The sequence below is a fragment of the Streptomyces sp. 4N509B genome (genome assembly GCF_052245655.1).
GTDB lineage: Bacteria > Actinomycetota > Actinomycetes > Streptomycetales > Streptomycetaceae > Streptomyces.
Map to the genome: position 1 here is coordinate 96,616 of NZ_JBQQBZ010000009.1, position 25,319 is coordinate 121,934.

The following is a 25,319-nucleotide window of genomic DNA, read 5'->3' on the forward strand; positions in this document are numbered from 1 at the left end:
CACGTCGGTGTCGCGGGGGTGCCCGGCTGGCTCTGTGCCCGTGAAGCCTACTTTCCGCCCTTGCTCAGCCGGTTGGCCTCACTCTGCGCGTTGGCCTCCCTGACCTTCTCGCGCAGCTGGTCCGCGGTGCTGGGGGAGTCGCTCTGGTTTCCGGTGGTTGTCGGTTGAGGTGCGGTCGACATGATCGGGATGTCCTTCACCGTGTCGTCGAGGGGACATGGAGTGGTGGGGGGACGTGGGGGAGGCACCACCTCGCGAGGGGAGCCAGCGACGTCGGGCGCCGCCGCGACGCGCTGACGTACAGCAACCGTAGCGCTACAGCTGGGTGGCGGCAACAGTATCCCGGGATACCGTTGCCAAAGACGTCGTGGATTGGTATAAGGCCCCTCCCGGCGCGGGGAGGGGCCCCTGGTCGCGATCTCTTCGCGGGGAACGGGTCGGGCGTCGCAGGTCAGCCCGTGAGGCGAGCGAAACGGCCCGCCTTCGACCCGTTGAGGAGCGCCGCGAGGCGCGCGGTGCTCGACGAGATGATGATCTCTGGCATGTCGCTCTCCCGGATCGCGATTCCGCCGGGGTGGCGCGTGATCTCCACACAGTTGTCGCCGGTGCTGGAATAGCTGGACTTCTGCCAGGTGAACTCTTGGGTCAGGTCGCTCATTCTCTGCTCACATCTCTCGCGCGATGTACCGGACGAGCTGCCGGGACTCCTCCGGGCCGAGGGCCAGGTCGCTGGATGCGCCGAACAGCCTCCGGTACTTGTGGAGTTCGGGTTCGGTGTGCAGGAAGGCCCCGCCGAACGGCGTGTCGAGCTGAACGGTGTCCAGTTGAGGAACCGGGCCTTCCGCATAGAGCATAGACTGGCCGTGACCTGGGACCTCCTCCAGCGCGAACGGGATGACGCGGAGCGTGACGGAGGGCCAGTCCGCCACGTCGAGCAGATGTTCCAGCTGGGCGCGCGCCACGCCTCGCCCGCCGTAGCGCATCCGCAGCGCCGCCTCGTGGATGATCACCTCGCACGGCGGTGGGTTCGGGCGCTGGAAGATCTGGGAGCGGGCCACGCGGTGCTCGACCCGCGCGTCCAGTTCGGCGTCGCGCGGCCGGGGAATGGCGCTGCCGAAGATCGCTCGCGCGTAGCCGGGCGTCTGGAAGAGGCCGGGCACCAACAGCATGGACACGGTGCTGAGGCGGACAGCGTGGTGCTCGAGTTCGGACACGTCCAGGGAACCCGGAGGCAGAACGCCTCGGTAGCGCTCCCACCACTGCTTCCCCCGGTGTTCGTGCGCGATGGCGCACAACGAGTCGATCAGAGGCTCGTCGTCGCACAAATAGAAGTGCGCGAGCCTTCGAATGCGCTCCTCACTGATTCCGCGCCGTCCGGACTCGATGTTCGACATCTTCGCGCGGTCGGTTCCTATGTGAGCCGCCGCCTCGTGCGCCGCTTTTCCGGCCCGCTCGCGCAACTTGCGCAACTCGGCGCCGAGGCGCGCCTCCCTGGCGGTCGGAACCTCCCTGGGCGGCATGGTCCCTCCTGTCATCAGGACGTCGACCGCCACGGGCCGATCGACGTGGGTGTGCTGGGGCAAGCCCTGAAGTCTGCCGCGCCGGCTCGCCATGGTCCACTTCCGTCGAAATGTGCCACGGGGCACCCGTACCCCTGTTTGGAACGAGGAGCGGGGCAGAACGTCACGGCTGGTGTCTGCGACCATGGGAGTGTGATGGAGAAGCAGGAGCCGTCGTTCTACGAACAGGTCGGTGGCGAGGAGACCTTCAGGAAGCTGGTGCACCGTTTCTACGAGGGGGTCGCCGACGACCCGGTGCTCCGCCCGCTCTACCCGGAGGAGGACCTCGGCCCCGCCGAGGATCGGCTGCGGCTCTTCCTCATGCAGTACTGGGGCGGCCCGCGCACGTACAGTGACAGTCGGGGCCACCCCCGGCTGCGGATGCGGCATGCTCCGTTCGTGGTGGACCGTGCCGCACACGACGCGTGGCTGGCGCACATGCGCGAGGCCGTGGACAGCCTCTCCCTCGACCCCGAGCACGAGCGCCAGCTGTGGGACTACCTGGTCTACGCCGCGGCCTCGATGATCAACACGCCGGGGTGACCAGGCCCGCCGGCACGGTCAGCGGGCGCGGGTGATCAGCAGGCCCGGGTGATGTCGTCCGTCGTGGTGGTGGTGCCCGGCGTCGGCGTCGCGGCGGCCCCGGCCGGCACGGGCGTCGCGCCCGCCACCACGCCCGGCGCCAGGCCGGCCGGGGTGACGGGGACCGTGGTGGTGACCGGCGGCGGCGGCGTCGCGCCGGGCTTGGCCGGGACGGGCCGCTCGGGCCCCGGCGGCGTGGACTCGCGTCGGAAGAGCCAGGGCAGGCGCGGCTGGATCAGCGGCCGGGTCAGCCAGCGCACGGGCGGCGAGGCCAGCACCGCGGACATGACCACCGCCGCCAGCAGGGCGACGGCGACGCCGAGCCACGAGTCGGGCACCCACGACCAGGCGTCGCGGCGGTCCAGGGGGCGCAGCACCAGCGGGTGCAGCAGGTAGATGTACATGCCCCCGACGCCCAGGTAGGTCACGAAGGGCAGCCGGCGGCGTGGCATGAGGCGGAGGAAGCTGAGCGCGACCGCCATCCCGAGCAGCAGCACCGCCCCGCGGCCCGCCCACGCCCAGGTGGTGGCCGTCACCAGGTCCTCGTAGGGCCCCTTCATCCGCAGCCAGTTCCCGTCGATGTTCCGGAGGAACCAGCCGGCGACGAAGGCGCCCGCCACCACGGCGAGCGCGAGGTTCCGCCCCCACCTCGCGGTCATGGCCCTGGCGAACAGCCCCTCCCTGATCTGCCAGCCGAGCACGAAGAACGGCAGGAAGGCGAAGGTGCGTCCCAGCGAGACCGTGGTGTCGAACGCGGCGACGTACCCGGCCCCCAGCGCGAGCACCATGGAGGCGGTCAGCGGGTACCGCAGCTGCGCGAGGTACGGCAGCGCGACCCGCCAGCACATCAGCGACAGCAGGAACCACATGCCCCAGGCGGGGTCGAGGACGTGGATGATCCACTCGCCGTTGGGCTTGGGACCCATCTGGAGGGTGTGCAGCACACCTATGACGAGGTACGGCACCGCGACGGACTCGATCAGCCGCCGCGCCTCCCGGGGCGTGAGCGTGTCCGCTCGGCTGAAGTATCCGGCCACCAGGACGAAGGCCGGCACCCGCATCGCCCAGGTCGCCACGTAGAGCCAGTTCAAACCGGCGTGGTCGGCCAGCGAGTTGCTCAGGTGCACGAAGATGACGAGGGTGCCCGCGACGTAGCGGACGTTGTCCCAGTGCGGGTCGCGGCTCTGTCTCCGAGCCGCCCGCGCGTCGCGCCGCTCGGCGAACCTGTCCCGCCACCCCCGGAATGTGTCCTGCACCCGTCATCCCCAGTCTTCCACAGCGACCGTTACACCGTGTTGGACGGCCGAACCGTCGCTGGGGATGCGCTGTCGGCGATGTACGTAGGGCAACGATCGCGTCACCACTGCGCACCAGTCTGCCACGCCGGGACAACCCTCGCGGCCCTCGTGAGTCCGGTGTGTCAGGACGTTCGTCACACCGGACCCGCTCGCCTCACGGGTTGTGACCCGCCCCACGGCGGGGGGCGGGGGCGGGGGCCGTCAGCCGCGGTAGAGGGTGAGGGTGGTCCAGGCGCCGATGTGGACGCGGTCGCCCTCGTTCAGCGGCACGGGGACGAACGGCTGGATGGGCTCGTCGCCTCCGTTCACCGTCGTGCCGTTGGTGGAGTCCTGGTCCACGACGGCCCAGCTGCCGTCCGGCTGCTGCACGAGGATCGCGTGCTGGTGCGAGACACCGGGGTCCTCGGGCGCGCGGGCGAGGTCGATGTCGGGCGTCTCGCCCGTGGACTGGCGCCGGCGGCCGATCGTGATCTGCGGCTTGTTGAGCGGCAGCTGCTGCTCGGGCGAGTACGGCGGGAGCTGGAGCTGGGACGCCTCGGGCCCCGAGCGGCGCATCATCGCCTGGAAGTACTGCGGGTCCGCGCCGATGGAGACCATCCACGTGCCGGGCGGGCCACCGGGCCCGGGATACCCACCCGGTCCGCCGGGGCCCGGCTGGGGCGGCACGCCGCCGGGCGGGGCGCCGGGCGGCGAGATGACCCAGTCCCCGCTCTGCTGGGCGGGGTGGGGCGGGTGCGGTTGGTGCGGGTACATCGGCTGGCCAGGGCCAGGGCCGGGGCCGGGGCCGCCGGGACCAGGGCCGGGGCCGCCGGGATACCCGCCGCCCGGTCCGCCCGGCCCACCCGGCCCGCCCATCGGCGGCGGGGCGTGGCCGGGGCCAGGACCGGGGCCGTGAGGGGCCGGCGGGATGTACGTCGTGGGGGAGTTCGTCAGGAAGTTGAAACGGCACTGCTCACAGAAGGGCGCGTCCCGGTCCTCCCGCGGCGTGTGGCACTGCGGGCACAGCTCCGGCGGCCCGCCCCCCGGCCCGAGGTGACCACCGGGGCCGGGCATCGGCCCGAGACCCGGCTGCTGGGGGAACCCGGGCGGTGGCGGAGGCGGGGGAACCGCCGCGGCGGCCGGCGCGAGTATGCGGTGACCGCACACCTCGCACCAGTCCTCGGCCACCGACTGGTGACCGTTCGGGCAAGTGGGCATCGCTGCCTCCCCCTTACGTCCCAACGTCGTAGCAACGTCTGTCGTCATCGGCCGACGCCTTCACGTCGGCCACCTCACTTCTTCACCCTGACGGTCTTCGTTGACCTGGTTTCCAGGGTCATCTCGTCGGCCTCGGTGACTTTGGCCTTCAGACGAACAGTACCTGCCGCCGCGTCCTCCACGTCCACCACCTTCGCCAGCAGTTTGGCCGTCTCGTCGTTTCCCGAGGAGTGCGCGAGCTGCACGGCCCGCCCCAGCTTCGCCGTGGCGCCCGCCTCGTCGCCGTCTTTCCGCAGCTGGAGACCCTCCTGGATGGCGTCGGCCAACTCCGCCTGCCCCGTGTAGTGGGCCACCTGCTGGTTGATCCGCGTCGAGGCCACCAGGTCGTCGGTCCACACCGCGCGGATCAGACCCTGGCCCAGCGTGGTCGCGGGCGGCCCGCTCGGGTTCGACGGATCGCGGATCACCAACGCGACGCGGGCGGCGAGCATCTCGTGTCCGACCTGGGCGGCCGGCACCCGGACGCACACGTGGTAGTCACGGGACTCGTCCCCCCACGAGCCCGTCGGGTAGTCACCGGAGCGCGGCGGCGACTCCACGCGGCGCCCGGTCAGGTCCTCCATGGCGGGCGCCACCTGCTTCACGTACTGGATCTCCGCGCCCTGGGGGGTCCACAGCCGCAGGCTGACGTCGCCGACCTCCTTGCCCATCGCCTTCTCCATCATCGCCGTGAAGTCCGCCGTGAGGCCCTCCGGCTCGGCGACGATGTCGGCGGTGCCCAGCAGCGCCGAGGCGATCGACGTGACCTCCTTCACCTCCCAGTCGGTGCCCACGCCCCTGGCGTCGCAGGTGAACGTGTCGGCGCAGGCGTCCAACGCCTCGCGCAGCCGCGCCGGCTCCTCGTGCTCGTTGCGCCCGTCGGTCAGCAGGATGCCGTGGCGGATGGCGGCCGGGGAGGCGGCCAGCAGCCGCTGGGCCAGCCGCAGCCACGTGCCGATCGCCGTGCCGCCCGAGGCCGTCAGGCGCCGCAGCGCCTCGCGGGCCTCCGCGCGCGTCGAGGGGGAGGCGACCGCGAGCCCGCCCTCGCCCGGGTAGACCTCGACGGCCTTGTGGGTGCCGGCGACGACGGCGAACGCGACGCCGTCGCGCAGGGTGTCGATCGCCGCCTCGGTGGCCTGCCGGGCGCCGCGCATCTTCGTCGGCGGGTAGTCCATCGAGCCCGAGCAGTCCACCATGATCACGACGGCGGCGTGGGGGGCTCCCTCGCCGTCGCCGCCCGTGGCTGCCGTGCCGTCCGTCGCGGGCAGCGGCCGGCCGCCCGTCGTGCCACCACCCGTGGAGGTCACCGTGACGATCGCGTTGACCTCGACGGCCGCCTCCGGAAGGTACTCGTTCTGGTAGACGTCGATGGTGAACTTCGGCACGTTCGACTTGGCGAAGTTGGCCATGAGCGGACCCTCCAGTGGAGCGGGCGGTACGCGGGTGTCGGTACGCGGCTGGGTGGATATGTGCCCGCGGGTCAAGCCCTTCCTGCCCGGTCGGCGGCGACGGGGAACGGGATGAGGGCCACCGTTACGTTGTCGTGGCCCCCGGAGTCGAGGGCGTACTGCACGAGCCGGCGGGCGGCGGAGAGCGGGGCGACGCGGGCCTCGGCGGAGACGAGGCTCGCCATCTGGTCGGCCGTCTCCGCGTAGTTCCACAGGCCGTCGGTGCAGACGATCACGACGCCGGGGCGGTCGGGCTTGAACGAGGCGGTGTGCGGGTCGATCTCCTGCGCGTCGGCGCCGAGCCAGGCCGTGATGGCGTGCGCCCGGTGGTCGGCCATCGCCTCCGCCTCGCTCAGGAGGCCGGCCGCCACCATCTGGGCCGCCCAGGAGTCGTCCTCGGTGAGCCGGGCCGGCGCGCCGGTGCCGCCGGAGCCCGCCTCGTCCTCCAGCGGCAGCCAGTACGCGCGGCTGTCGCCGATCCAGCCGACGGTCAGGGTGCCGGAGGCGGTGACGGCGCTCACGATCGTGCAGGCCGGGGCGTTGCGGCCGGGCTCGCGCTCCTGGTCGTCGGCCAGCTCGGCGACGGCGTGGGCGGCGGTGACCAGCGCGTCGTGCATCGCCTGCTGGCCGGAGACCCCGTGCGGCAGCGCGTGCAGCAGGAACTCCTGCGCCGCCTCGGCGGCGGCGGCCGAGGCCTCGTCGGGCCGGGAAGAGGACGAGACGCCGTCGCAGACCACGGCGATGACGGCGGGGGAGCCGTCGGGCAGCGCCGTCGCGGAGACGGCGAACGCGTCCTCGTTGCGGTGGTGGCGCAGCCCCAGGTCGCTGACGGCGGCGACGCCGCCGAGCGCCCGCTCGACGTGGTCGCGCTCGCCGGGCTGGGCCCGGCCGCACTCCTCGCAGTACCCGTCGGGGTCGACGTAGCCGTTGCGGCAGACCGAACAGGTCACGGGGTGGGACTCGCGGGCGGGCGGACTCGCGTCCCGGGTGCGCGGGTCGGGCACGGCGGGGGCCGGCGGGCCGGCGGGCTGCGGATGCTCCTGCGCGGCCCGCGGGTCCTGCGGCTGGTGCGGCGCGGGCGCAGCGGGCGCAGCGGGCGGCGCGGGCGGCTGGTGGGCCGCGGGCGGGGCGGCGGCCGGGGGAGCGGCGGAGGCCGCCGGCTGTCCGAAGCCGCCCGGCGGCACCAGCGGCGGGACGGCCGGGGGCGGGGGCGGCGGAGACGGCGGGGACGGCGGTGGCCCCTGGGACGCGGCCGGTGCGGCGGGCGGCCCCGGGTGCGGGGGGTGGGCGTGTGCGTGCGGCGGCTGGGGCGGCGGGAGGGTGAAGTCCGGCTCGGTGGGCGTGCGCACCGCCATCGTCGGGTCCTCGACGACGGGTCCGCCGGAGGCGGAGCCCCCGCCCGGCCCGTCATGACCGCCGCTCCCACGGGCACCGGCATGCAGCCTGGTGCCACAGACGCCGCAGAAGCGGTCGTCCTCCTCCAGCGGCTCACCGCAGCCGGGGCAGGCGGAGACTTGGTCAAGCTGCGGCATCGTCACACCCATGTCCTTGGCCGGAAGCGGTTGGCCGCCTCCACGAGTCCGATCCGTTCCGTGGTGGTGGGCGCCAGGCGGGCCAACCGCCGATAGCAGTTCTCCAGGCCGCGTCTGACACCCGTCTCGTCCAGCGGCACACCGAGCAGTCGCTGCGCCGCGTGGGCCTGGTGCCGTGACGCGCCCGCCGGGTCGGACGGGTCGGTCGCCCCGGAGAGCAGCCAGTCCAGCGCGGCACCCAGCACCTCACAGGACAGCTGTTCACCCAGTGACGGTTCCAGCCCCGCCTCACGGAGGTACGCCACCTGCTGTCCGGCGGCCATCAGCTCGGGCAGCAGCTCGGGGGAGGCCGTGCGCTGCCGCAGCCGGGCCCGGACCGTCGCCACCCTGGCCGCCGTGTGGTGCGCCGAGGTCTCCGGCACCGACTCCAGCGCCGCCACCGCGCGCCGCCGGTCCCCGGCGGCCAGCCGCACCCGGGCCAGGCCGAAGCCCGCGCTGACGTGACTGGGGTCGGTACGCCACACCAGCTCGTAGTAGTCGGCCGCGTTGTCCAGCTGGCCGAGGACCTCGGCGCACACGCCGAGCGCCAGCTTGGGCGCGACCTCGCCGGGGAAGGCGTCGTAGACCGCGTCGAAGGCGAGGGCCGCCGTCTCCCAGTCCTCCGTCACCAGGGCGTGCAGCCCCCGGTACCAGACCACCCGCCAGTCGTCGGGGTGGTCCTCCTCCAGCGCGGCCAGCGTCTCGCGGGCCGAGGCCGCGGCGGAGGTGGCGGCGCCGGGAGCGGCGGAGGCCGTCAGCTCCAGCCAGGCGCGCAGCTCCCGCAGCCGGCGCTCGACGGAGTCGGTGGGGGCGCCGCGCAGCGCCGTGACCAGGTCGCCCGGCTGGCTGGCCATCAGGCCCGCGAGGAAGCCGGCGTTCGGGTCGCGCGGATCGACGCGGGGCACCGGCAGCGCGAGCGCGGTCTGGCGCACGTCCGGCTGGATCGTCCTCGGCGCCAGGCTCGGCGGGGGAGCGGCGGGCGGCGGCGGCGCGCCGCCGGCCAGCGCGGCGGCGGGTGCCCCGTGGGGCAGCGGCGCGGGCGCCGCGCCCCGGCGGCCCCGGCGTCCCCGCGCGGTCGGCCGCGCGCCCAGCGCCGACGCCTCGTCGTACGGCAGGCGCGGCATCAGCTCGGTGTCGACCACCCGCAGCTCGGGCCCGAAGAGCGGGGAGAGCGCCGGCTGCGGCTGCCCGGTGTCGATCGCGACGACCTCCCGCAGCACGCCGATCAGCTGCTCGGCCATCTCCTGGGCCGAGGCGAACCGGCGCCCCGGGTCGGGGTCGGTGGCACGGACCAGGAAGCGGTAGAACGACTCGTACCGCTGGAAGACCTCGACGTGGTCGGGCTCGGGGAGGCTGTCGACGTAGATCGAGGTGTATCCCTGGAAGTCGAACGTCAGCACCGCCAGGGTCCGCGCGACCGTGTACAGGTCGGAGGCGACGGTCGGGCCGGTCTCGGCGACCTCGGGAGCCTGGTACCCGATGGTGCCGTATATGGCGGACTCCTCGTCGTCCACGCGCCGCACCGCGCCCATGTCGATCAGCTTCAGCTGGTCCTCCTGCTGGATCGCGTTGTCGACCTTGAAGTCGCAGTACAGCAGGTTGCGGGCGTGGAGGTAGTCCAGGGCGTTCAGCGCCTCGATGCCGTAGGCGCACGCCTGCTCCACCGGCAGCGGGTCGCGGCGGCCGTCGGGGGTGCGCCGGGCGTTGGCTATGTCCTTCAGCGACCGGCCGCCGACGTACTCCATGACGATGTACCCGTCAAGGCTGCCGGTGCGCCGGTCGAGGTGCTCGACGAAGTTGTAGATCCGCACGATGCTCGGGTGCTCGATCTCGGCGAGGAACTGCCGCTCCGAGATGGCCGCCGCCCGCGCGTCCTCGTCACCCGTGTCGAGCAGGCCCTTGAGCACCACCCACCGGTCGGAGACCCTCCGGTCCCTGGCCAGGTAGATCCAGCCCAGGCCGCCGTGGGCGAGGCAGCCCACGATCTCGTACTGCCCGTGGTGCACGGTCTCGCCGGTCCGCAGCTTCGGGACGAACGAGTACGGGTGGCCGCACTTGGTGCAGAAGCCCTCGGTGCGGCCCGCCCGGCCGTGGCGCGCCCGGCCCACCGGCGCGGCGCACTCGCTGTTGCCGCAGAACCGCTTGCGCTCGGGCACCTCGGGGTTCTCCAGTACCGCGTCCCGCGGGTCGGGGCGCGGCACCCCGGCCATCGTGATGACGCCGGCGCCGAGCCGGGACCGCGCGCCGGAACCGGTGGAGGACCGGGAGCTGCGCACGGACACCGAGCGGCTGGACATCCGCCCCGACACGGTGCGCGACAGCCGACCCGACACCGAGCGGCGGGAGAACTGCGAGCGGGAGGAACGCGAGGTGCTGGCGGAGGAGCGCGCGCTGCCCGAGCTGCTCGAACCGCCCGAGCCCGAGCCCGACCCCCGCGTCGAGGAGCTCCCGGAGGAGCGGCCGCCGGCCGCCCCGCCCCGCCCTTCGACGGTCACGCCCGTCGGGGTGCCGCCGATCATGCCCTGGCCGGAGACCACGGGCGCGAGCCCGCAGGTGTCGCAGTACAGCTCGCCGCCGCCGACGTCCTCGTAGGAGCCCTGGCAGCCGGGCCGCTGGCAGGGCCTCGCCAGCTGCGTCGAATGGTCCGTCACCGCATCCCCCCGTGGGTCCCGTCCGGCATGGCGTCCCGACTCTCGCTGAGCGTCTCCGCGGCGGCCTCCTGGTACCGCAGCACGGCGTGCTCCGCGGCCCGCAGGTCGCAGGGCGCCGTCCACAGCAGCCACCGCGCCGCGTCGTACCGCTCCACCAGCAGGGGCTCCTCGGCCCTGCCGAGCCGCGCGACCTTCGCCTTGTACGCGTCGAGCCGTCCCCGCAGCTCCGCCCGCACCGCCAGCGGCGCGGTCACGGCCGTCAGGGAGGCGCGGGCGCGCTGGAGCTCCTCCTCGGCCCGCTCCTCCAGCGAGTCCAGCAGCGGGGAGAGGCGGTGCCACTGGGCGCGGCGCCGGTACTCGGCCGCGGCGGCGAGCTGTTCGTGGAGCGCGGTGGCCGGCCCGTGGACCGCCGGCACCTCGGAGGCGGCGATCTTCGCGAGCACCTCGCCGCGGGCGGTGCGGGCCTCGGCGAGGGTGCGGTCGGCGCGGGAGAGCACGTCGCGCAGGCGCATCAGCCGCTCCTCGGCGTCCTTGCGCACGTCGATGACGGCCTCGACCTCACGCCGGATGGCGTCCAGCGCCTGGGCCGCCTCGTCGTACCGGGTGGTGTCGGGCCGCCCGCCCCCCGGCGCGCTGCTGCCCCCGTCCGGTGTCCAGAACGCCAGCGGGTCGGCGATCACCTCGGCCCGCAGCGCCGTCAGGTCCTCGGTGACGCGGCGCAGCTCGTCGCCGGCCGGGTGGGCGCCGGGGCGCACCCCCACCGAGTGGGCCAGCTCGCCCAGGCGGTGCAGCTCGGCGGAGAGCAGGTCGATCCTGGCCGGCAGCGCCGACCAGACGGAGTCGGCGGCGATGACGATGTCGAGCACCTCGGCGTACCCGGCGTTCATCCGCCGCACCAGCTCGCGCCAGCCGACGCGCTCGGCCAGCGGTTCGCCGGCCACGGCACCGCCCGCCACGACGAGGTCGTCCCCGTCGAGCAGGGCCGTCAGCCGCGTCAGCTCCTCACGGCCGAGGAAACGGCGCCCGGCGCGTGTCGCGCGGGCCTCGGTGAGCGCCTCCGTGCAGGTGTCGAAGTACGACCAGAGCAGCGACACGGTCCGCTCCGCCCGCGCCCAGCGCTCCCTGGTGGCGCCCCGAAGCTCGGCGCCCTCCAGCAGTCTGCGGCCCGCGTGGTCCTGCAACGCCAGGAGGGAGGACTCGATCGCCTCGTGTTCGGCGCCGAGCCGCGCGAGGGCACGGTCCACCTCCTCGCGGCTCAGTACCTTCCCGCCGGGTTCCGGGGCCATCGCTCTCCCCTCTTGCCTTGGCTCCCCAAAGCCTGTCGTCACGCTCTCATCGTCCCGCCATGGTGATCAGTCCCGGTAGAGCGGCTCCGGGGGGTCCTGACGCGTGGGCATGTAGTCGGCGAGCCAGTCGTCGTAGGACTCCTGCCACGCGCTGAGCGCGCCGCCGGCGGTGTAGTCCTCCAGCACGCCGTTGACCCAGCGGACGAGGTCCACGTCGTCGAGGTTCATGGCGACGCCGTAGGACTCGACGGTGACGGGATCGCCGACGAGGTGGACGGTGGGGTCCTGGGCCGCGTGGCCGGCGGCCAGCGCGCTGTCGGTCATCAGGGCGTCGGCCTCGCCGAGCTGGAGCGCGACCAGGCAGTCGAGGTGGCCGTCGCGGACGACGATCTCCATGTCCGGCAGCCGTTCCTGCCGCTGTCTGAGCTGGTCGAGGGCCGTGGTCTCGTCGCCCGCGCACACCCGCCTGCCCGCCAGCGACTCGTCGACGCCCGTGATGCCGGAGGTGATGGGCGCCAGGAGCTGCTGACCGGTCTCGAAGTACGCGGCGGAGAACGCGACGCGCTCCCAGCGGTCACAGGTGATGGACATGCTGCGCACCACCATGTCGACGTCGCCGGACTCGATCGCCGGCTCACGCTGCGCGGTGGGGATCGCCTTGAAGAGGATCGACGGGTCCTCGCCGAGCAGGCTCTCGGCGATGGCCCGCACCAGGTCGATGTCGAAGCCGACGATCTCGGAGGTGCTCGTGTCCCCGCCGTCCTCGCTCTCCAGCGAGCGGTACCCCCAGCGGTAGCTGTTCTGGTCCACGCCCACGATCAGCTGACCGCGCTCCTGGATCCGCTCGACGGCGTCGCCCGCGATGCCGTCGGGGCGGTAGCTGGTGGCCGCGTTGAGACCCGCGTTGACACCCTCCTCGCAGGTCTCGGGCTCGGCGACCGCGCCGATGTCGCCGCCCTCCTGGGCGGGTACCGCCAGGGGCGACTGCCCGACGGGCCGGCGTGGGTCCGCGTCGCCCCCGGCCGGCGGGAGGGACAGGACGAGCATCGCCCCGGCGAGCGCGAGCCCGCCGGCGGCCAGCAGCAACGCCCTGCCGCTGCGCCGCCGCCCCGCGCCGGCCTCGTCGCTCGTCGGAGTGCCGGAGCCCCCGGTCGCCGTCGTGGTCGTGCTGGCCATCGCCTCACCCTCCCTCGGTCTGTCTCCCTCGCCGTTCACCCGTCACGCCCCTCGGCCGTCCCGCCGCCCACGCCGTCGCCCCTCACCGGGCCGTCGCCCCTCACCGGTACTCCGCGAGCCGGCGGCGGACGCCCGCCAGGGCGCTCAGCGCCGCCAGCACGGCCAGCGCCGCGGCGCCCACGACGAGGCCGCGCAGCGCCGCGTGCCCGCTCGACGCCGCGTCCTCGAACTCACGCTGCTCGTGCGCGATGGCTGCCCGGAGCGAGGCGTCCACCTCCTCGAAGCTGCTGCCCGTGGACTCCTCCTGGCCGATGACCCGGTCCAGCGCCGCGTCGTAGTCGCCGTCCAGCTCCGAGCGCCTGGCCGCCTGGTGCGTCTCACGCCACTCCTCGGCGGCCCGCACGGCGTCCTCGACGGGCCGCCGGCCCTCCTCGTCGTCGGCCAGGGCCGCCGCCTCCGCCAGCAGGCCGCCGTCGCCCCCGCGGCCGACGACGACGTCCATGTGCTGCTGGTAGGCGTCCTCGAAGTCGTCTCCCGCGCCGCGCGCCACGAGCCACATGTTCTCGTCGGTGCGGGCCTTCAGGGCCTCGGTCCAGGCGGTGTTCAGCTCGCCCAGGGACCGCGCGGCGTCGGCGTCGGCCTCGTGGAGGCTGCCGCGGGCCAGGGTGTGGGCGCCGGCGAGCCACGCGAGCAGCACGACGGCGGCCGCCGTGGCGGCCAGCAGCCCGGGGTTGAAGACCCGGTTGGTGTGGTGGTAGTTGCGCCGCTGGGACCAGGCGAGCACACCGAGGGCGACCGCGCCGAGGGCCAGGGCCGGCCACGGCACGGCCTGGGCGGCGTCGATGTCCCGGGTGAGCCGGTCGTTCTCCAGCTCGTACAACTCCTCGGCGAGCGGCAGCATCTCGGCCTGCATCAGGTCGTCGGCGTACCGCAGGTACGCGCCGCCGATGGGGTAGCCCTGCCGGTTGTTGGCGCGGGCGGACTCGACGAGCCCGGCGTAGCGGCCGAGGGTCGAGCTGAGCAGCTCGATGATCTCCTGGGAACGGCCCGTGCCCTGGCCGTGCGCGGCGGCCTCGGCGAGCAGCTCGCCCGCGAGGCTCACGTCCTGCTCGTAGGTGTCGCGCACCTGCGGGTCCTCGTCGGTGCCGGCCAGGAAGCCGGTGGCGGCCATGGCGTTGGCGTTGGCCAGGCTGCGGTAGATCTCGGCGGCGTCGGCGCTCAACGGCTGGCTCGAGTGGACCACGGTGTGGGCGGCGTCGGACCGGTCGGAGACCTGCCAGGCGGTGACGGCGCCCAGGAGCAGCAGCAGGGCCGCGACCGCCGCGCCGAGCAGCCGCAGCCTGCCGGGCTCCGTGCGGGTGGCCGCCCGCAGCCGGCGAACGCCGTCGCGCACGGCGGAGCGGAGCGAGGCGTCGGGTGCCGCGCCGGGCTGGGGGGAGGGGTGGGTCGCGGGCGGTGCGCTCGGCGGTGCGCCGGGCGGTGTGCGAGGGCCCGCGGGCGCGGGGATCGCCGGGCCCTGCCCCGCCGTCGCGCCCGGCGGTGACGGCGGCGGTGCGGTCGGCGGATGTGTCACGTTCCGGGCCCTCCCCCTCACGTTGGTGCTGCGGCCAGCAGTATCGCCGTTCGGCAGGCCGCGCCACAGCCCTTCCCGAGATCGTGTCACGATCGCGATCCGCGGCGTGGTCGCCACGCCCCTCCCCGTGACCACGCGGCAACGGCCCCGCCGGTTCCCGTCCGCCCCGCCGGATTCGTCGAATTCGGCAGGCGGGCAACGGCGTTCAGGACAGCCTGATGCCCAGGAAGATGACGTCGGTGACGCCCTCCGGCTGCGGCAGCAACGTGAATCCCACGCGCTCGTAGAACGCACGTGCGTTGGTGTTCGCGGGGTCCATCGCCAGGTGGACGGCCGGGACGTCGCGCTCGCGCAGCGCGTCGAGGAAGGCGGTCATCAGGCGGCGACCCAGGCCGCGTCGCTGGGCGTGGGGGAGCAGGTCGATGTGAAGGTGCGCGGGGTACTCCTCGGTGATCCCGGGCGTGAGGAAGCGCATCGGGTCGTGCAGCAGCCCCCGCATGACGTCGTCGAGGTCCTTGGCGGGGCCCTCGGGCGCGGGGAAACGCGCGGCGCGGGAGGGCAGCCACCGGTCGCGGAGGGCCTCGGCGTGCGCCACGGAGTCGTCGGTGCCCACGATGTACCCGACGGCGCGCTCGCCGTCGTCGGCGACGAAGACCAGGTCGGGGTCGAACACCGCGTAGGGCTCGGCGAAGAGCGTCGGCAGGATCTCGGGATCCCGGTAGTGGCCGCGGGCGTCGCCGCCGCGCAGGCCGGTGCGGACGCATATCTCACGCAGTGCGTCGAGATCGCGGGGTTCGTACGTCCGGATGGTGAAGGCGGTCATTGACGGCTCCGTTTCGCCAACTGGTCGTCAACCGTGCTGGGTGGCGTACCACACGGTTGGATCAGCTGATCGTAGATCACGGCGGGCTCACCCGGGGGGTGGAGTCTGCCAGGCGTCCAACTCGACGGACAGTTCGACGGAGAGTTCGACAGAGGGGTCGACGGAGGGCTCGTCGGGGGGCACGGGGCCCGTCGCGTCGGGTGGTCCGGGCTCGGCGGTCAGGGGCCGTGCCTGGGCCAGGGGCGGCTCGCTCGTGAGGGGGGCGGCGTCGGCCAGCGGCGGCTCGCTGACGAGCGGCACCCGCTCCGGTATCGGCGAGGCCGGTGAGAGCGAGGCTTCCGGCGGGACGTCCTCCGCGGGGACGGACGACTCGGGGGCCGGCGGCTCGGGCGGTGCGGCTCCCGCTGGTGGTGCGGTTGCTCTGGGTGCTGCGGGTGGGACGGGCGGGGGTGCGTCGGGCACGGAGGTCCTTCCGTTCGACTCAGGCGGGTCGGCCCTCGATCCTGGCGAGCGCGTCGTCGGCTCCGTACGGCCGCAGGTAGGGCAGCCACCGCGGGTCGCGGTGACCGGTGCCAATGATGCGCCAGGCCAGTCCCGAGGGCGGACCCGGCTTATGTCGGAGCCGCCAGCCGAGCTCGGCCACGTGCCGGTCGGCCTTGATGTGGTTGCAGCTGCGGCAGGCGGCGACGACGTTGTCCCAGGCGTGCTGGCCGCCGCGGCTACGGGGGATGACGTGGTCCACGCTGGTGGCGACGCCGCCGCAGTACGCGCAGCGCCCGCCGTCGCGGGCGAAGAGCGCCCTGCGGGTGAGCGGGACGGCGGTGCGGTAGGGGACCCGCACGAAGCGTTTCAGCCGCACGACGCTGGGGGCCGGTATGGCGTGGGTCGCGCTGTGCATCAGGTGGTCAGAGTTCTCCAGGCTGACGGCCTTGTCGTTCAGCAGCAGGATGAGAGCTCGGCGGACCGGTACGACACCGAGGGGTTCGTACGACGCGTTGAGGACCAGGACCTGTGGCACTATCACGCCCTCCGTTTCCGTCGACGGCACGTGGCTCGCGCCGAGACGATCTCCCACAGTGTGTCCCGGGCATGGCCGTCAGCGCCACCACGATAGGGAAATGCGTCGATTGTGTCGTTCGCCACAGCCTTCCCGTCCTCCCCACGACACCTCGGCAACCCCACACACCTCGCGGGCTACCGTGGACGCGTGACCACCACCTGGGAGACGGCGCTCACCGCCAGCGGGCGCATCCTGCTGATCCTGGCCATAGCCCTGCTCGTGCGCTTCCTGCTGCGCCGGGCCATCACCAGGCTCGTCACCCGTCTCGGCCGTGAGTCGGAGCGGCGCAGGCAGCGCGCGGAGACGATCGGCTCGGTGCTGCGCAGCGCCTCCTCCGTCGCGCTGCTGGGCACGGCGGGGATGATGGCCCTCTCCGAGGTCGGGGTCCAGCTCGGTCCGCTCGTCGCCAGCGCCGGCATCGTGGGCGTGGCCCTCGGCTTCGGGGCGCGCAACGTCGTGATGGACATCCTCAGCGGCATGTTCATGTTGCTGGAGGACCAGTACGGCGTGGGCGACCGTATCGACGTGGGGGAGGCCACCGGCACGGTCCTGGAGATCGGGATGCGGGTGACCACGCTCCGCGGCGACAACGGCGAGGTGTGGTACGTCCGCAACGGCGAGATCAAGCGCGTCGGGAACCTCAGCCAGGGCTGGGCCACGGCCTCCCTCGACGTGGAGGTCGCGCCCGACACCGACCTCGCCCGGGTGCGGAAGACGATCACGGTGAGCGCGCTGGAGCTCTCCCGGACCTCTCCCTTCGACGAGCTGCTGTGGGAGCCGTTGGAGAGCCCGGTGGAGGTGCTCGGGCTGGACGCCGTGTCCTCGGACGCGATGGTGGTCAAGGTCGTCGCCAAGACCCAGCCGGGCAAGGCGCTCGTCGTCGAGCGCGAGCTGCGGTGGCGCGTGAAGCTGGCGCTGGAGGCCGCGGGGATCGAACCGCCGCTCCCGACCCGGGGCGCCGAGGTGTCCGGACCCGGCGCCCGCTAGGGTGTGGGGCGACGGCTGACCAGCCGGTCGGCCGATGCGCACACCAGAGCGAAGAGCGAAACGCGAGGGCTTGAGATGGGCGAGAAGAACAGGCGGCGGGCGGTGCGCGCGGCGGGCGTCACGGCCGGTGCGGTTCTGGTGACGCTGCTGTCGTCCCCGGCGGCCCACGCGCTGCGCCGTGACGACGGCGACGACCCGGGCAGCGGCCTGAGCATCGCCGAGACGCTCGGCCTGTTCGTGCTGACGCCGCTGCTGCTCTTCGCCGTGATCGCCGGCCTGGTGGTCCTGGCGGACCGCCGCCGCTGACGGCCGTCCCCGCCGCCCGGACGCGCCGCGGGCCCGACGGCGCTCGCGGCCCGGCCCTCTCACGGGCCACCCCACGGGGCCGCTCCGGCTGCTTCCCGACGTCTGACCGGCCTGTGAGCGATCGCTGACCAGCTCCTGGCCGGCCGCTGACCGCCCCCCGACGTGAGGGCGTCGTCGTCCGCCGACGGCGGGAGCCGCGCTACGCGGCGGTGTCCGCCGCCGCGTCCGCCGCCTGGGCCTTGAGGGCCCGCTCGACACCCGCGCGGGACTCCGTGACCAGCCGCCGCAGCGCCGGCGTCGGCTCGGCCGCCGTCAGCCACGCGTCGGTGGCCTCAAGCGTCGCCGCCTCGACCTGCACCACCGGGTAGAGCCCGACCGCGATCTGCTGCGCCATCTCGTGGCTCCGCGCGTCCCACACGCCCTTCAGCACCTCGAAGTACCGCTCGGTGTAGGGGGCGAGCAGCTCGCGCTGGTCGGTCTGGACGAAGCCCGCGATGACCGACTCCTGGACGGCGTTCGGCAGCTCCTCGCCCGGCTTCGGCGCGACGACGGCCTCCCACGCCGCCGCCTTCGCCTCCGGCGTGGGCCGGGCCGCGCGGGCGCTCGCGGCGTGCCGCTCGCCGGCCGCCGTGGGGTCGCGCTCCAGCTCCGCGGCGATGGCCTCCTCGCCGGCCCTGCCCGTGGCGGCCAGGCGGTGCAGCAGCGCCCAGCGCAGCTCCGTGTCGACCGCCAGGCCCTCCAGGGTCTCGCCGCCGTCGAGCAGCCCCGCCAGCAGGTCCAGCTGCGCGTCGGTGCGGGCGGTCGCGGCCAGGGCGCGGGCCCAGGCCAGCTGGTGGTCGCTACCGGGGGCCGCCGAACGGAGGTGCTCCAGGCACGCCTCGGACCACCGGGCCAGGCCCGTCTCGCGCCACGCCGGGTCGGCGTAGAGGTCGAGGGCCAGCTTCACCTGCCGGTGGAGGGACTGCACCACGCCGATGTCGGACTCCCTGCCGATGCCGGAGAGCACCAGCTGGAGGTAGTCGCGGGTGGCCAGCTCGCCGTCGCGGGTCATGTCCCAGGCCGAGGCCCAGCACAGGGCGCGCGGCAGCGACTGCGTGAAGTCGCCCAGGTGACGGGTGACGACGGCCAGGGACTCGGCGTCGAGACGGACCTTGGCGTAGGACAGGTCGTCGTCGTTGAGGAGGATCACCGCGGGGCGGGGCAGGCCCGCGAGCCCCGGCACCTCCGTCAGCTCGCCGTCGACGTCGAGCTCGACGCGCTCGGTGCGGGTCAGCGCGCCGTCCTTGAGCTCGTAGAGGCCGACCGCCACGCGGTGGGGCCGCAGCGTCGGCTCGCCCGTCGCGCCGGCCGGCAGCTCCGGCGCCTCCTGCCGGATCGCGAAGGAGGCGATGGTGCCGTCCTCGGCGGTGGTGATCTCCGGGCGTAGCACGTTGATGCCGGCGGTCTCCAGCCACGCCTGGGACCACGCCTTCAGGTCCCGGCCGCTGGTCTCCTCCAGGGCCGTCAGCAGGTCGGTCAGGCGGGTGTTGCCCCAGGCGTGGCGCTTGAAGTACGCCTGCACGCCGCTGAAGAACGCGTCCTGGCCGACGTACGCCACGAGCTGCTTGAGCACGCTGGCGCCCTTGGCGTAGGTGATGCCGTCGAAGTTGACGAGCACGTCGTCGAGGTCGCGGATCTCCGCCATGATCGGGTGGGTGGAGGGCAGCTGGTCCTGGCGGTACGCCCAGGTCTTCATCTGGTTGGCGAAGCTGGTCCACGCGTGCGGCCAGCGGCTGCCGGGGGAGTGGGCCTGGCAGGCGATGGAGGTGTACGTGGCGAACGACTCGTTCAGCCACAGGTCGTTCCACCACTCCATGGTGACGAGGTCGCCGAACCACATGTGGGCCAGCTCGTGCAGGATCGTCTCCGCCCGCATCTCGTAGGCGGCGTCGGTCACCTTGGAGCGGAAGACGTACTGGTCGCGGATGGTGACCGCGCCCGCGTTCTCCATGGCGCCGGCGTTGAACTCGGGGACGAAGAGCTGGTCGTACTTGGCGAACGGGTACGGGTGGTCGAACTTCTCCTGGAACCAGTCGAAGCCCTGCCGGGTCACCTCGAAGAGGGCGTCGGCGTCGAGGTGCTCCGCGAGCGAGGGCCGGCAGTACAGGCCCAGCGGCACGCTGCGGCCCTCGCCCTCCCAGCTGCTGGTGACCGCGTGGTACGGGCCGACGATCAGGGCCGTGACGTACGTGGACAGCCGCGGCGTCGGCGCGAAGCGCCACACGGCCGCGCCGGCCTCGGCGGCCTCGGCGGCGGGCTCGGGCTCGGGCGTCGGGGAGTTCGAGACGACCGTCCAGCTCTCCGGGGCGGTGACGGTGAACCGGAAGGTGGCCTTCAGGTCCGGCTGCTCGAAGCAGGCGAACACGCGGCGGGCGTCGGGGACCTCGAACTGGGTGTAGAGGTACGCCTGCTGGTCCACCGGGTCGACGAAGCGGTGCAGTCCCTCGCCCGTGGTGGTGTACGCGCAGTCGGCGACGACGCGCAGCTCGTTGGCGCCCTCGGCGAGGCGGGGCAGGGCGATGCGGGAGTCGGCGAAGACCTCGGCGGGGTCCAGGGCCTCCCCGTTGAGCTCCACGCTCCGCACCGTCGGGGCGATCAGGTCGACGAAGCTCTCACCGGCGGCACGGGCGGTGAAGCGCACGGTGGTGTCGGAGCGGAAGGTGCCGCCCGCTTGCGCCCCGGAGAGGTCCAGGGCGATCTCGTACGCGTCCACGCTCAGCAGTAGCGCCCGCTGCCGCGCCTCGTCCCGGGTCAGATTCGTGCCAGGCACCTTGGTGGTCTCCAATCGTCGTGCTCGTTCGTGGCGACGCGCCGGTGGTCGAGATCGTCGCGACCGACGCGCCGTCGTGGGTCGTGGTGGCTTGTTGTGACTCGTGTGGCTCGTTCTGACTCGTATCGGCTCGTCAGAGATCGTGACCCTCCTGGTGCGGCCATCCTCGCACGCCACGCCCGACGTGGCAGGCCCCTCCCTCCGGCGCGGTGACCGGGGGGAGGGGCCTGGGAAGGGAGGCGGTGAGGCGTTCACCGCGACGGCTCAGTCCGTCAGGGCGCGACGCTCCCGATGACCACGGTGGCGCTCCCGGCCGGGCTGCCGGCCGCGTTCAGCAGCCGCACCGAGCCGAGGAACTCCCGGTCCGCGGCGGCCGCGCCGGTGACCGTGACCTCCGCGCCGACCTCGGCGGACTCGCCGTTGCCGAGGGAGACCGGCTCGTCCGAGACGGTGATCGTGCCGAGGTCGGGGCTCAGGTACGCGTCCTGGTAGTCGAACTCGGTCGCGCCCGAGGGCACCTCGTAGCCGTGGATCTCGACGGTGTACGTGCCGGCCTCGGGGTTCGTCACGACGACGAGCTCCTCGGACGTCGGCGTGGTGGAGGCGCCGACCTCCACCATGTCCTCGCCCGTGCCGTAGTACACGAACAGGTCGAGGTCGGCCGACAGGTCGGCGGCGTTGCCGAGGGAGACGGAGAACTCCGTCGCGCCCGCCGGCACCTCGACGGTCCTGGTGGTGTCGTACGCCCCGTCCTCGATGGAGGCGCGCTCCGAGCGGGCCGAGCCGAGCTGCCCGGCCTCCAGCAGGCCGCCCTCGATGGGCGCGAAGTCGTTGGTGACCTCCCAGCTGACGGGGGACGGCGTGCCGGTCTGGGCCTCCTCGATGGTGGCCGTCTCGGGGTCGAAGGTGACGCCGAGGGCGGACGCCGCGACGGTGTACGGGTTGTCCAGCTCGGGCGAGGTGCGCCGCGACTCGACCTCGATCTCCCACACGCCCGGCAGCGGGTCGGAGTAGGTGCGCAGGTCGGGGCGGCACGCGTTGCCCGGGTTGTAGTTCGGGTAGCAGAGGTTGGACGCGGTGTCCTCGGCCGGGACGCCGTAGGGGTCGATCGCGATCCAGCGGGTCTGGCTCTCGCCGGTGAGCCCGCCCATGGCGACCTCCAGCGTCCTCGTGCCCTCCGGCACCCGCACGAAGTACGAGTCGGAGTCGTTGCGCTGCACCTCGCCGGCGTAGTCGCGGGCGAAGGACGGGTCGGCCAGGTCCTCCGCCACGACGACGGTGTTCAGGATCTGGTGGTCGACGCCGGTGGTGCGGCCGTCGTCCAGCGTCAGGATCACGCTGTGGGCGCCGAGCGAGCGGGGCTTGGCCTCCAGGGTGAGCGTCACCGGCTGGTCGAGCGGCAGCGACACGGAGGAGGAGCCGACGAGCCGGAAGGTGCGGTCGTCGTTGTTGACCAGCTCGACGCGGTGCGGGACGCGGCGGTCGGGGCCCGTGGTGCGGGTGACCGTCACCTCGTAGCGCTCGCGCTCGCCGACGGCCGGGGCGCTCTCGCGGTCGTAGACGCCGGGGCCGGCGCCGGGGGTGACCAGCTCCTGGTCGAGGACGTGGTCGACGGGCGCGGAGACGGCGTAGTCGTGGGCGGCCGCGCCGCCCGCCGCCTGGCGGATCAGGCGCCAGGCGCCCTCGGTGTCGAAGCGGCCCGAGCCCTGCTCGTGCGCCTGCACGCCGGGGATCGGGTCGGCGGAGCTGGTCAGCGCGGTCCGCAGCGTGTCGGGGGACAGGTCGATGTCGCGTGCCTTGGCGGCCGACAGCAGCAGGGCGGCGGCGCCGGCGGCCTGCGGGGAGGACATCGAGGTGCCGTTGAACATGGCGTACCCGGGCGGCAGCTCGTAGCCGGCCTCGGGGACCGGGCTGCCGGCCTGCCACGTCGGGGTGGTGCTGATCGCGGAGCCGGGGGCGACGATGTTCGGCTTGAAGCCGCCGTCGTCGCGCGGGCCGTTGGAGGAGAACGGCAGCAGGGCGTAGCGGCGCTCGACGTGCGAGCCGTAGTTGGCGGCCCAGGTCTCGCGGGAGATCGCGGCGCCGACGCTGACGACGCGTTCGGCGGTGGAGGGGGCGCCGATGGTGTTGGTGCCGGGGCCCTCGTTGCCGGCGGAGATGAACATCTGCACGCCGTAGGTGTCGATCAGCTCGTTGTAGAGCAGGTCGCGGGCGCTCTGGCCGTCGTTGAGCGGGGGCAGGCCGCCGATCGACATGTTGACGACGTCCACGCCGCGGTTGGTGACGAGGTCGATCATGCCCTCGGTCAGCGCGGTGGAGGAGCAGCTGGGGAAGGCGCAGGCGCGGGCGGAGACGATCTTCGCGCCGGGGGCGGCGCCGTTCATCTCGCCGCCGAACATGCCGTTGGCCGCGGTGATGCCGGCCACGTGGGTGCCGTGGGCGTCGGCGACGATGCCGATGTTGACGAAGTCACGGACCTGGCCGACCCAGTCGCCGCCGTAGGGGTCCATGGGCACGTCCTCGCGGATCTCCACGACGAACGGCATGTGCTCGGCGACCGCGGTGGCGGGGTCGTCGGTGCCGAAGTATCCGAGGTCGTGGTTCTCGCGGTAGGGCGACATGGCGGGGTCGTTGGTGAAGTCGCCGTCGTCGGCGACGTCGACGCGGACGGTGCCGGCCCCGGCGTCGTAGAGCAGCGCCCAGCTGTCGTTCGTGTCGCCGTCGCGGTTGACGTCGCCGGCCGCCTCGCCGCCGGCGGTGATCTCCTCGCGGAAGACGGCGAGAAGGTGGTCGCCCGCGGGGGCGGTGTACTGGCGGCCGTTGTACTCGAAGGACTCGCCGGAGCGCTCGGTGACCATCGCGCGCCAGGTGCCGTCGCCGTCCCAGATGGGGTCGGTGGCGGTGACCCAGTCGACGATCTTGCGCTCGCCGGTGGTGGTCTCCTGGAGCGCCGGGTGGTCGATGTCGACGCCGGTGTCGATGACGCCGATGGTGATGCCGCGGCCGTCGGCCCGCGGGTTGTCCTCGACGAACTCCACCGCGCCGGTCTCGTCGGTCGGCATGTACGGGTTGTCCGTCGGCGTGTCCTCGCCAGGGCCCGGGTAGGGCTGGGTGACGGTGGCCCGGTCGCCGGCCTCGGAGGCCGGGACGGGGTCGGGTATCTCTATCTCCTCGCCGAGGTCGATGGCGTGGACGGCGTCGATGCCGGTGGCGGCGGCGATGGCCGCCTCGGCCTTGCCGGTGCGCACGGTGGCGCGCACGTAGCCCACGGAGTCCTCGGTGTACGCCACGGAGGAGCCGGCGACGGAGTCCATCCGCTCGGCCACCGCCTCGGTCTCGCCCGGCTCGGTCGCGAGCATGACGGTCACGAACCGGTCGCCGTCCTCGCGGGCCTCGGCGAGGATCTCGACGTCGTGCGCGCCGAGCTTCTCGTTCTCCGCCAGGGGAACGTCCGCGGCCTGTGCCGGCGCGGCGGCGAGGAGGGAGCCGGCGCCGACGGCCGCCGCGGTGACGGCGAGTGAGGCGGCCAGGCCCGCGGCGAGCGCGGCACGTGGTCGTCGTCTGAGTGACATATGCATCCTTTGACAGCAGGATCGACTGGATCGTCAGGGGTGCTGATGGTGGTATGTGCGATGACGGATGAGGATGACCGGTCATCTTACGGAAGTGACCAGTGGTTGAGGTCAGTTGATCAGCTTTTGTCGCATCCCCATCAATAACGATTGGATTACCGAGGGAACCGGCGGAACCGGTGGCTCGCGTGTCAACGGGGCAGAACCGTGACATCCCTCGCGGGTTCGGTCTCGATCGCCCCGAGCAGCGCGGCGCGCACCACCTCGATCTGCTCGTCCATCGCCTCCCGCAGCGCCCGCGAGGTGAGGTGGACGACCGTGACGCCCGCCCGTTCCATCGCGTGCCGGCGGCCCAGCCGGTCGGGCGCGGCCGCCTCGCCGTTGCCGCCGCGCTCGCCGCCCGCCCCGCCGCCTGTCGCGCCGCCCGCCCCGGGCTCGCGCCGGGCGCCCGGCCACGGCCGCTGCCGTGGCACCCACCCGTCGATCTCGACCGCCACCGCGTGGTCGGGCCAGTACGCGTCCACCGCGCCCAGGCTCGTCCCGTCGGCGAGCCACAGCTCCACGTTCCAGCAGGGATCCGGCAGCACCCCGCGCCCCACCAGCTCGATCAGCCGCTCCTCGGCCACCGCCCGCCCCTCGGTCAGCAGCGTCTCCACGGCCCCGGCCACGTGCGGCCTGGCCAGCAGTCGCGCCCGGGCGAACTCGCCCACCACCGCGTGCGGTTCCGCGTGCCCGCCGCGGACCGCCTCGGCCATCAGCCGCCGCACCGCCAGCCCGTCGGCGAGCCCCACCACCGCGTCGGCCAGCGCGCGCGGCACCGGCGCGACGGGCACGTCCGCCAGCCGCACCGGCCGCGGCAGCTGCTGGGTGCGCACGATGCGGGCGTGGCCACACGACCGCAGCCGCCGGGTGCGCGGCACGAGGACGTCGACGCGGTTCAACGCCGCCAGCGGCGGCACGGCCGTGAAGCCGTGCAGCGCCAACGCGGCCAGCCCGCTCACCATCGCCTCGCCCGGCCGGCCGCCGGTGTAGCGCAGCGCGGCGTGGAGCATCTCCTCCGCGGACGGCGGCCCGGGGTGCAGCAGGAACACCCCGGGCAGCGGCATCTGCCACGGTCCGCCCGGCCGGCACCGCTCGTGGGCGGCGGCCGGCGAGACGCCGTGCTGGCGCAGTTCCCGCGTCGTCATCACGCGGCGACGCGCGGCGGCGAGCTCGTGCAGCGGGCGGGGCGTGAGCGGGTTCGTCGAGTGAGGGTTCATGCCCCGCCGATTCCCGCCAACGGCCGCGCCGGCCCCCTTTGTTACACGCCCGTGGCCAAAGTTGGACAACCGCGAACTAAAGTACGCGCGTTCGAATATGCCCGGCTCCGGCCTCGACCCCGC

General features: G+C 73.7%; 20 protein-coding genes. 3 read left to right on the forward strand and 17 right to left on the reverse strand.

Translation table 11 applies throughout. The features are described from left to right. Nucleotides 1-47: 47 nt before the first annotated feature. The 3 genes from ACTWP5_RS11965 to ACTWP5_RS11975 form a co-directional block, all read right to left on the reverse strand. Nucleotides 48-182 carry a hypothetical protein gene (locus tag ACTWP5_RS11965; protein WP_443220839.1) on the reverse strand — a complete coding sequence of 45 codons (135 nt, stop codon included), beginning with the start codon at nucleotides 180-182 and terminating at the stop codon, nucleotides 48-50. Between the two features lie 269 nt (nucleotides 183-451). After that, nucleotides 452-658: a DUF397 domain-containing protein gene (locus tag ACTWP5_RS11970; RefSeq protein ID WP_443220840.1), complete on the reverse strand. Its 207-nt coding sequence runs from the start codon at nucleotides 656-658 to the stop codon at nucleotides 452-454. 7 nt (nucleotides 659-665) lie between these two features. Further along, complete coding sequence (locus ACTWP5_RS11975) at nucleotides 666-1,583, reverse strand: Scr1 family TA system antitoxin-like transcriptional regulator (protein ID WP_443220841.1); 918 nt, start codon at nucleotides 1,581-1,583, stop codon at nucleotides 666-668. A gap of 132 nt (nucleotides 1,584-1,715) precedes the next feature. On the opposite strand from ACTWP5_RS11975, the gene ACTWP5_RS11980 reads away from it, so the two are divergent. Next, the gene (locus ACTWP5_RS11980; RefSeq protein ID WP_443220914.1) at nucleotides 1,716-2,102 is read left to right on the forward strand and encodes a globin; all 387 of its coding nucleotides are present in this window, start codon (nucleotides 1,716-1,718) and stop codon (nucleotides 2,100-2,102) included. A 35-nt stretch (nucleotides 2,103-2,137) separates the two neighbouring features. Here ACTWP5_RS11980 and ACTWP5_RS11985 read toward each other — a convergent pair whose 3' ends face one another. The 11 genes from ACTWP5_RS11985 to ACTWP5_RS12035 form a co-directional block, all read right to left on the reverse strand. Continuing rightward, the gene (locus tag ACTWP5_RS11985; RefSeq protein WP_443220842.1) at nucleotides 2,138-3,397 is read right to left on the reverse strand and encodes an acyltransferase family protein; all 1,260 of its coding nucleotides are present in this window, start codon (nucleotides 3,395-3,397) and stop codon (nucleotides 2,138-2,140) included. A 243-nt stretch (nucleotides 3,398-3,640) separates the two neighbouring features. Further along, nucleotides 3,641-4,636, reverse strand: a complete 996-nt coding sequence (locus tag ACTWP5_RS11990; RefSeq protein ID WP_443220843.1) for an FHA domain-containing protein — start codon at nucleotides 4,634-4,636, stop codon at nucleotides 3,641-3,643. Between the two features lie 74 nt (nucleotides 4,637-4,710). After that, the gene (locus tag ACTWP5_RS11995; RefSeq protein ID WP_443220844.1) at nucleotides 4,711-6,084 is read right to left on the reverse strand and encodes a vWA domain-containing protein; all 1,374 of its coding nucleotides are present in this window, start codon (nucleotides 6,082-6,084) and stop codon (nucleotides 4,711-4,713) included. A gap of 71 nt (nucleotides 6,085-6,155) precedes the next feature. Then, nucleotides 6,156-7,655, reverse strand: a complete 1,500-nt coding sequence (locus ACTWP5_RS12000) for a PP2C family serine/threonine-protein phosphatase (RefSeq protein ID WP_443220845.1) — start codon at nucleotides 7,653-7,655, stop codon at nucleotides 6,156-6,158. A 2-nt stretch (nucleotides 7,656-7,657) separates the two neighbouring features. Beyond that, nucleotides 7,658-10,345 carry a tetratricopeptide repeat protein gene (locus ACTWP5_RS12005; RefSeq protein ID WP_443220846.1) on the reverse strand — a complete coding sequence of 896 codons (2,688 nt, stop codon included), beginning with the start codon at nucleotides 10,343-10,345 and terminating at the stop codon, nucleotides 7,658-7,660. Further along, nucleotides 10,342-11,631: a hypothetical protein gene (locus ACTWP5_RS12010; RefSeq protein ID WP_443220847.1), complete on the reverse strand. Its 1,290-nt coding sequence runs from the start codon at nucleotides 11,629-11,631 to the stop codon at nucleotides 10,342-10,344. Before ACTWP5_RS12010 ends, ACTWP5_RS12005 begins: the two co-directional genes overlap by 4 nt. A 66-nt stretch (nucleotides 11,632-11,697) precedes the next feature. Continuing rightward, on the reverse strand, nucleotides 11,698-12,807 hold the full coding sequence (locus ACTWP5_RS12015; RefSeq protein WP_443220848.1) for a glutamate ABC transporter substrate-binding protein: 1,110 nt from the start codon (nucleotides 12,805-12,807) through the stop codon (nucleotides 11,698-11,700). A gap of 100 nt (nucleotides 12,808-12,907) precedes the next feature. After that, nucleotides 12,908-14,380: a hypothetical protein gene (locus tag ACTWP5_RS12020; protein ID WP_443220849.1), complete on the reverse strand. Its 1,473-nt coding sequence runs from the start codon at nucleotides 14,378-14,380 to the stop codon at nucleotides 12,908-12,910. A gap of 205 nt (nucleotides 14,381-14,585) precedes the next feature. Continuing rightward, nucleotides 14,586-15,203 carry a GNAT family N-acetyltransferase gene (locus ACTWP5_RS12025; protein ID WP_443220850.1) on the reverse strand — a complete coding sequence of 206 codons (618 nt, stop codon included), beginning with the start codon at nucleotides 15,201-15,203 and terminating at the stop codon, nucleotides 14,586-14,588. Nucleotides 15,204-15,290: 87 nt separating this feature from the next. Continuing rightward, on the reverse strand, nucleotides 15,291-15,665 hold the full coding sequence (locus tag ACTWP5_RS12030; RefSeq protein WP_443220851.1) for a hypothetical protein: 375 nt from the start codon (nucleotides 15,663-15,665) through the stop codon (nucleotides 15,291-15,293). A 19-nt stretch (nucleotides 15,666-15,684) separates the two neighbouring features. Continuing rightward, complete coding sequence (locus tag ACTWP5_RS12035; protein ID WP_443220852.1) at nucleotides 15,685-16,221, reverse strand: HNH endonuclease; 537 nt, start codon at nucleotides 16,219-16,221, stop codon at nucleotides 15,685-15,687. A 189-nt stretch (nucleotides 16,222-16,410) separates the two neighbouring features. On the opposite strand from ACTWP5_RS12035, the gene ACTWP5_RS12040 reads away from it, so the two are divergent. Next, nucleotides 16,411-17,250, forward strand: a complete 840-nt coding sequence (locus tag ACTWP5_RS12040; protein WP_443220853.1) for a mechanosensitive ion channel family protein — start codon at nucleotides 16,411-16,413, stop codon at nucleotides 17,248-17,250. Nucleotides 17,251-17,325: 75 nt separating this feature from the next. Further along, nucleotides 17,326-17,556, forward strand: coding sequence for a hypothetical protein (locus ACTWP5_RS12045; RefSeq protein WP_443220854.1), 231 nt, complete (start codon nucleotides 17,326-17,328; stop codon nucleotides 17,554-17,556). 199 nt (nucleotides 17,557-17,755) lie between these two features. Here ACTWP5_RS12045 and pepN read toward each other — a convergent pair whose 3' ends face one another. The 3 genes from pepN to ACTWP5_RS12060 all read right to left on the reverse strand — a co-directional run bounded on the left by pepN (nucleotide 17,756) and on the right by ACTWP5_RS12060 (nucleotide 25,196). Further along, on the reverse strand, nucleotides 17,756-20,365 hold the full coding sequence (gene pepN / locus ACTWP5_RS12050; protein ID WP_443220855.1) for an aminopeptidase N: 2,610 nt from the start codon (nucleotides 20,363-20,365) through the stop codon (nucleotides 17,756-17,758). A 272-nt stretch (nucleotides 20,366-20,637) separates the two neighbouring features. Next, a complete protein-coding gene (locus tag ACTWP5_RS12055; RefSeq protein ID WP_443220856.1) occupies nucleotides 20,638-23,937 on the reverse strand; it encodes a S8 family serine peptidase in 3,300 nt (1,099 codons plus the stop codon). 191 nt (nucleotides 23,938-24,128) lie between these two features. Beyond that, complete coding sequence (locus tag ACTWP5_RS12060) at nucleotides 24,129-25,196, reverse strand: hypothetical protein (RefSeq protein WP_443220857.1); 1,068 nt, start codon at nucleotides 25,194-25,196, stop codon at nucleotides 24,129-24,131. Nucleotides 25,197-25,319: the final 123 nt, after the last annotated feature.

What these genes read in the sequence shown, in the direction of transcription:
- ACTWP5_RS11965 (WP_443220839.1), bottom strand. Translation starts at nt 182, where the DNA reads ATGTCGACCGCACCTCAACCGACAACCACCGGAAACCAGAGCGACTCC.
- ACTWP5_RS11970 (WP_443220840.1), bottom strand. Translation starts at nt 658, where the DNA reads ATGAGCGACCTGACCCAAGAGTTCACCTGGCAGAAGTCCAGCTATTCC.
- ACTWP5_RS11980 (WP_443220914.1), top strand. Translation starts at nt 1,716, where the DNA reads ATGGAGAAGCAGGAGCCGTCGTTCTACGAACAGGTCGGTGGCGAGGAG.
- ACTWP5_RS11990 (WP_443220843.1), bottom strand. Translation starts at nt 4,636, where the DNA reads ATGCCCACTTGCCCGAACGGTCACCAGTCGGTGGCCGAGGACTGGTGC.
- ACTWP5_RS11995 (WP_443220844.1), bottom strand. Translation starts at nt 6,084, where the DNA reads ATGGCCAACTTCGCCAAGTCGAACGTGCCGAAGTTCACCATCGACGTC.
- ACTWP5_RS12000 (WP_443220845.1), bottom strand. Translation starts at nt 7,655, where the DNA reads ATGCCGCAGCTTGACCAAGTCTCCGCCTGCCCCGGCTGCGGTGAGCCG.
- ACTWP5_RS12010 (WP_443220847.1), bottom strand. Translation starts at nt 11,631, where the DNA reads ATGGCCCCGGAACCCGGCGGGAAGGTACTGAGCCGCGAGGAGGTGGAC.
- ACTWP5_RS12015 (WP_443220848.1), bottom strand. Translation starts at nt 12,807, where the DNA reads ATGGCCAGCACGACCACGACGGCGACCGGGGGCTCCGGCACTCCGACG.
- ACTWP5_RS12025 (WP_443220850.1), bottom strand. Translation starts at nt 15,203, where the DNA reads ATGACCGCCTTCACCATCCGGACGTACGAACCCCGCGATCTCGACGCA.
- ACTWP5_RS12045 (WP_443220854.1), top strand. Translation starts at nt 17,326, where the DNA reads ATGGGCGAGAAGAACAGGCGGCGGGCGGTGCGCGCGGCGGGCGTCACG.
- ACTWP5_RS12055 (WP_443220856.1), bottom strand. Translation starts at nt 23,937, where the DNA reads ATGTCACTCAGACGACGACCACGTGCCGCGCTCGCCGCGGGCCTGGCC.
- ACTWP5_RS12060 (WP_443220857.1), bottom strand. Translation starts at nt 25,196, where the DNA reads ATGAACCCTCACTCGACGAACCCGCTCACGCCCCGCCCGCTGCACGAG.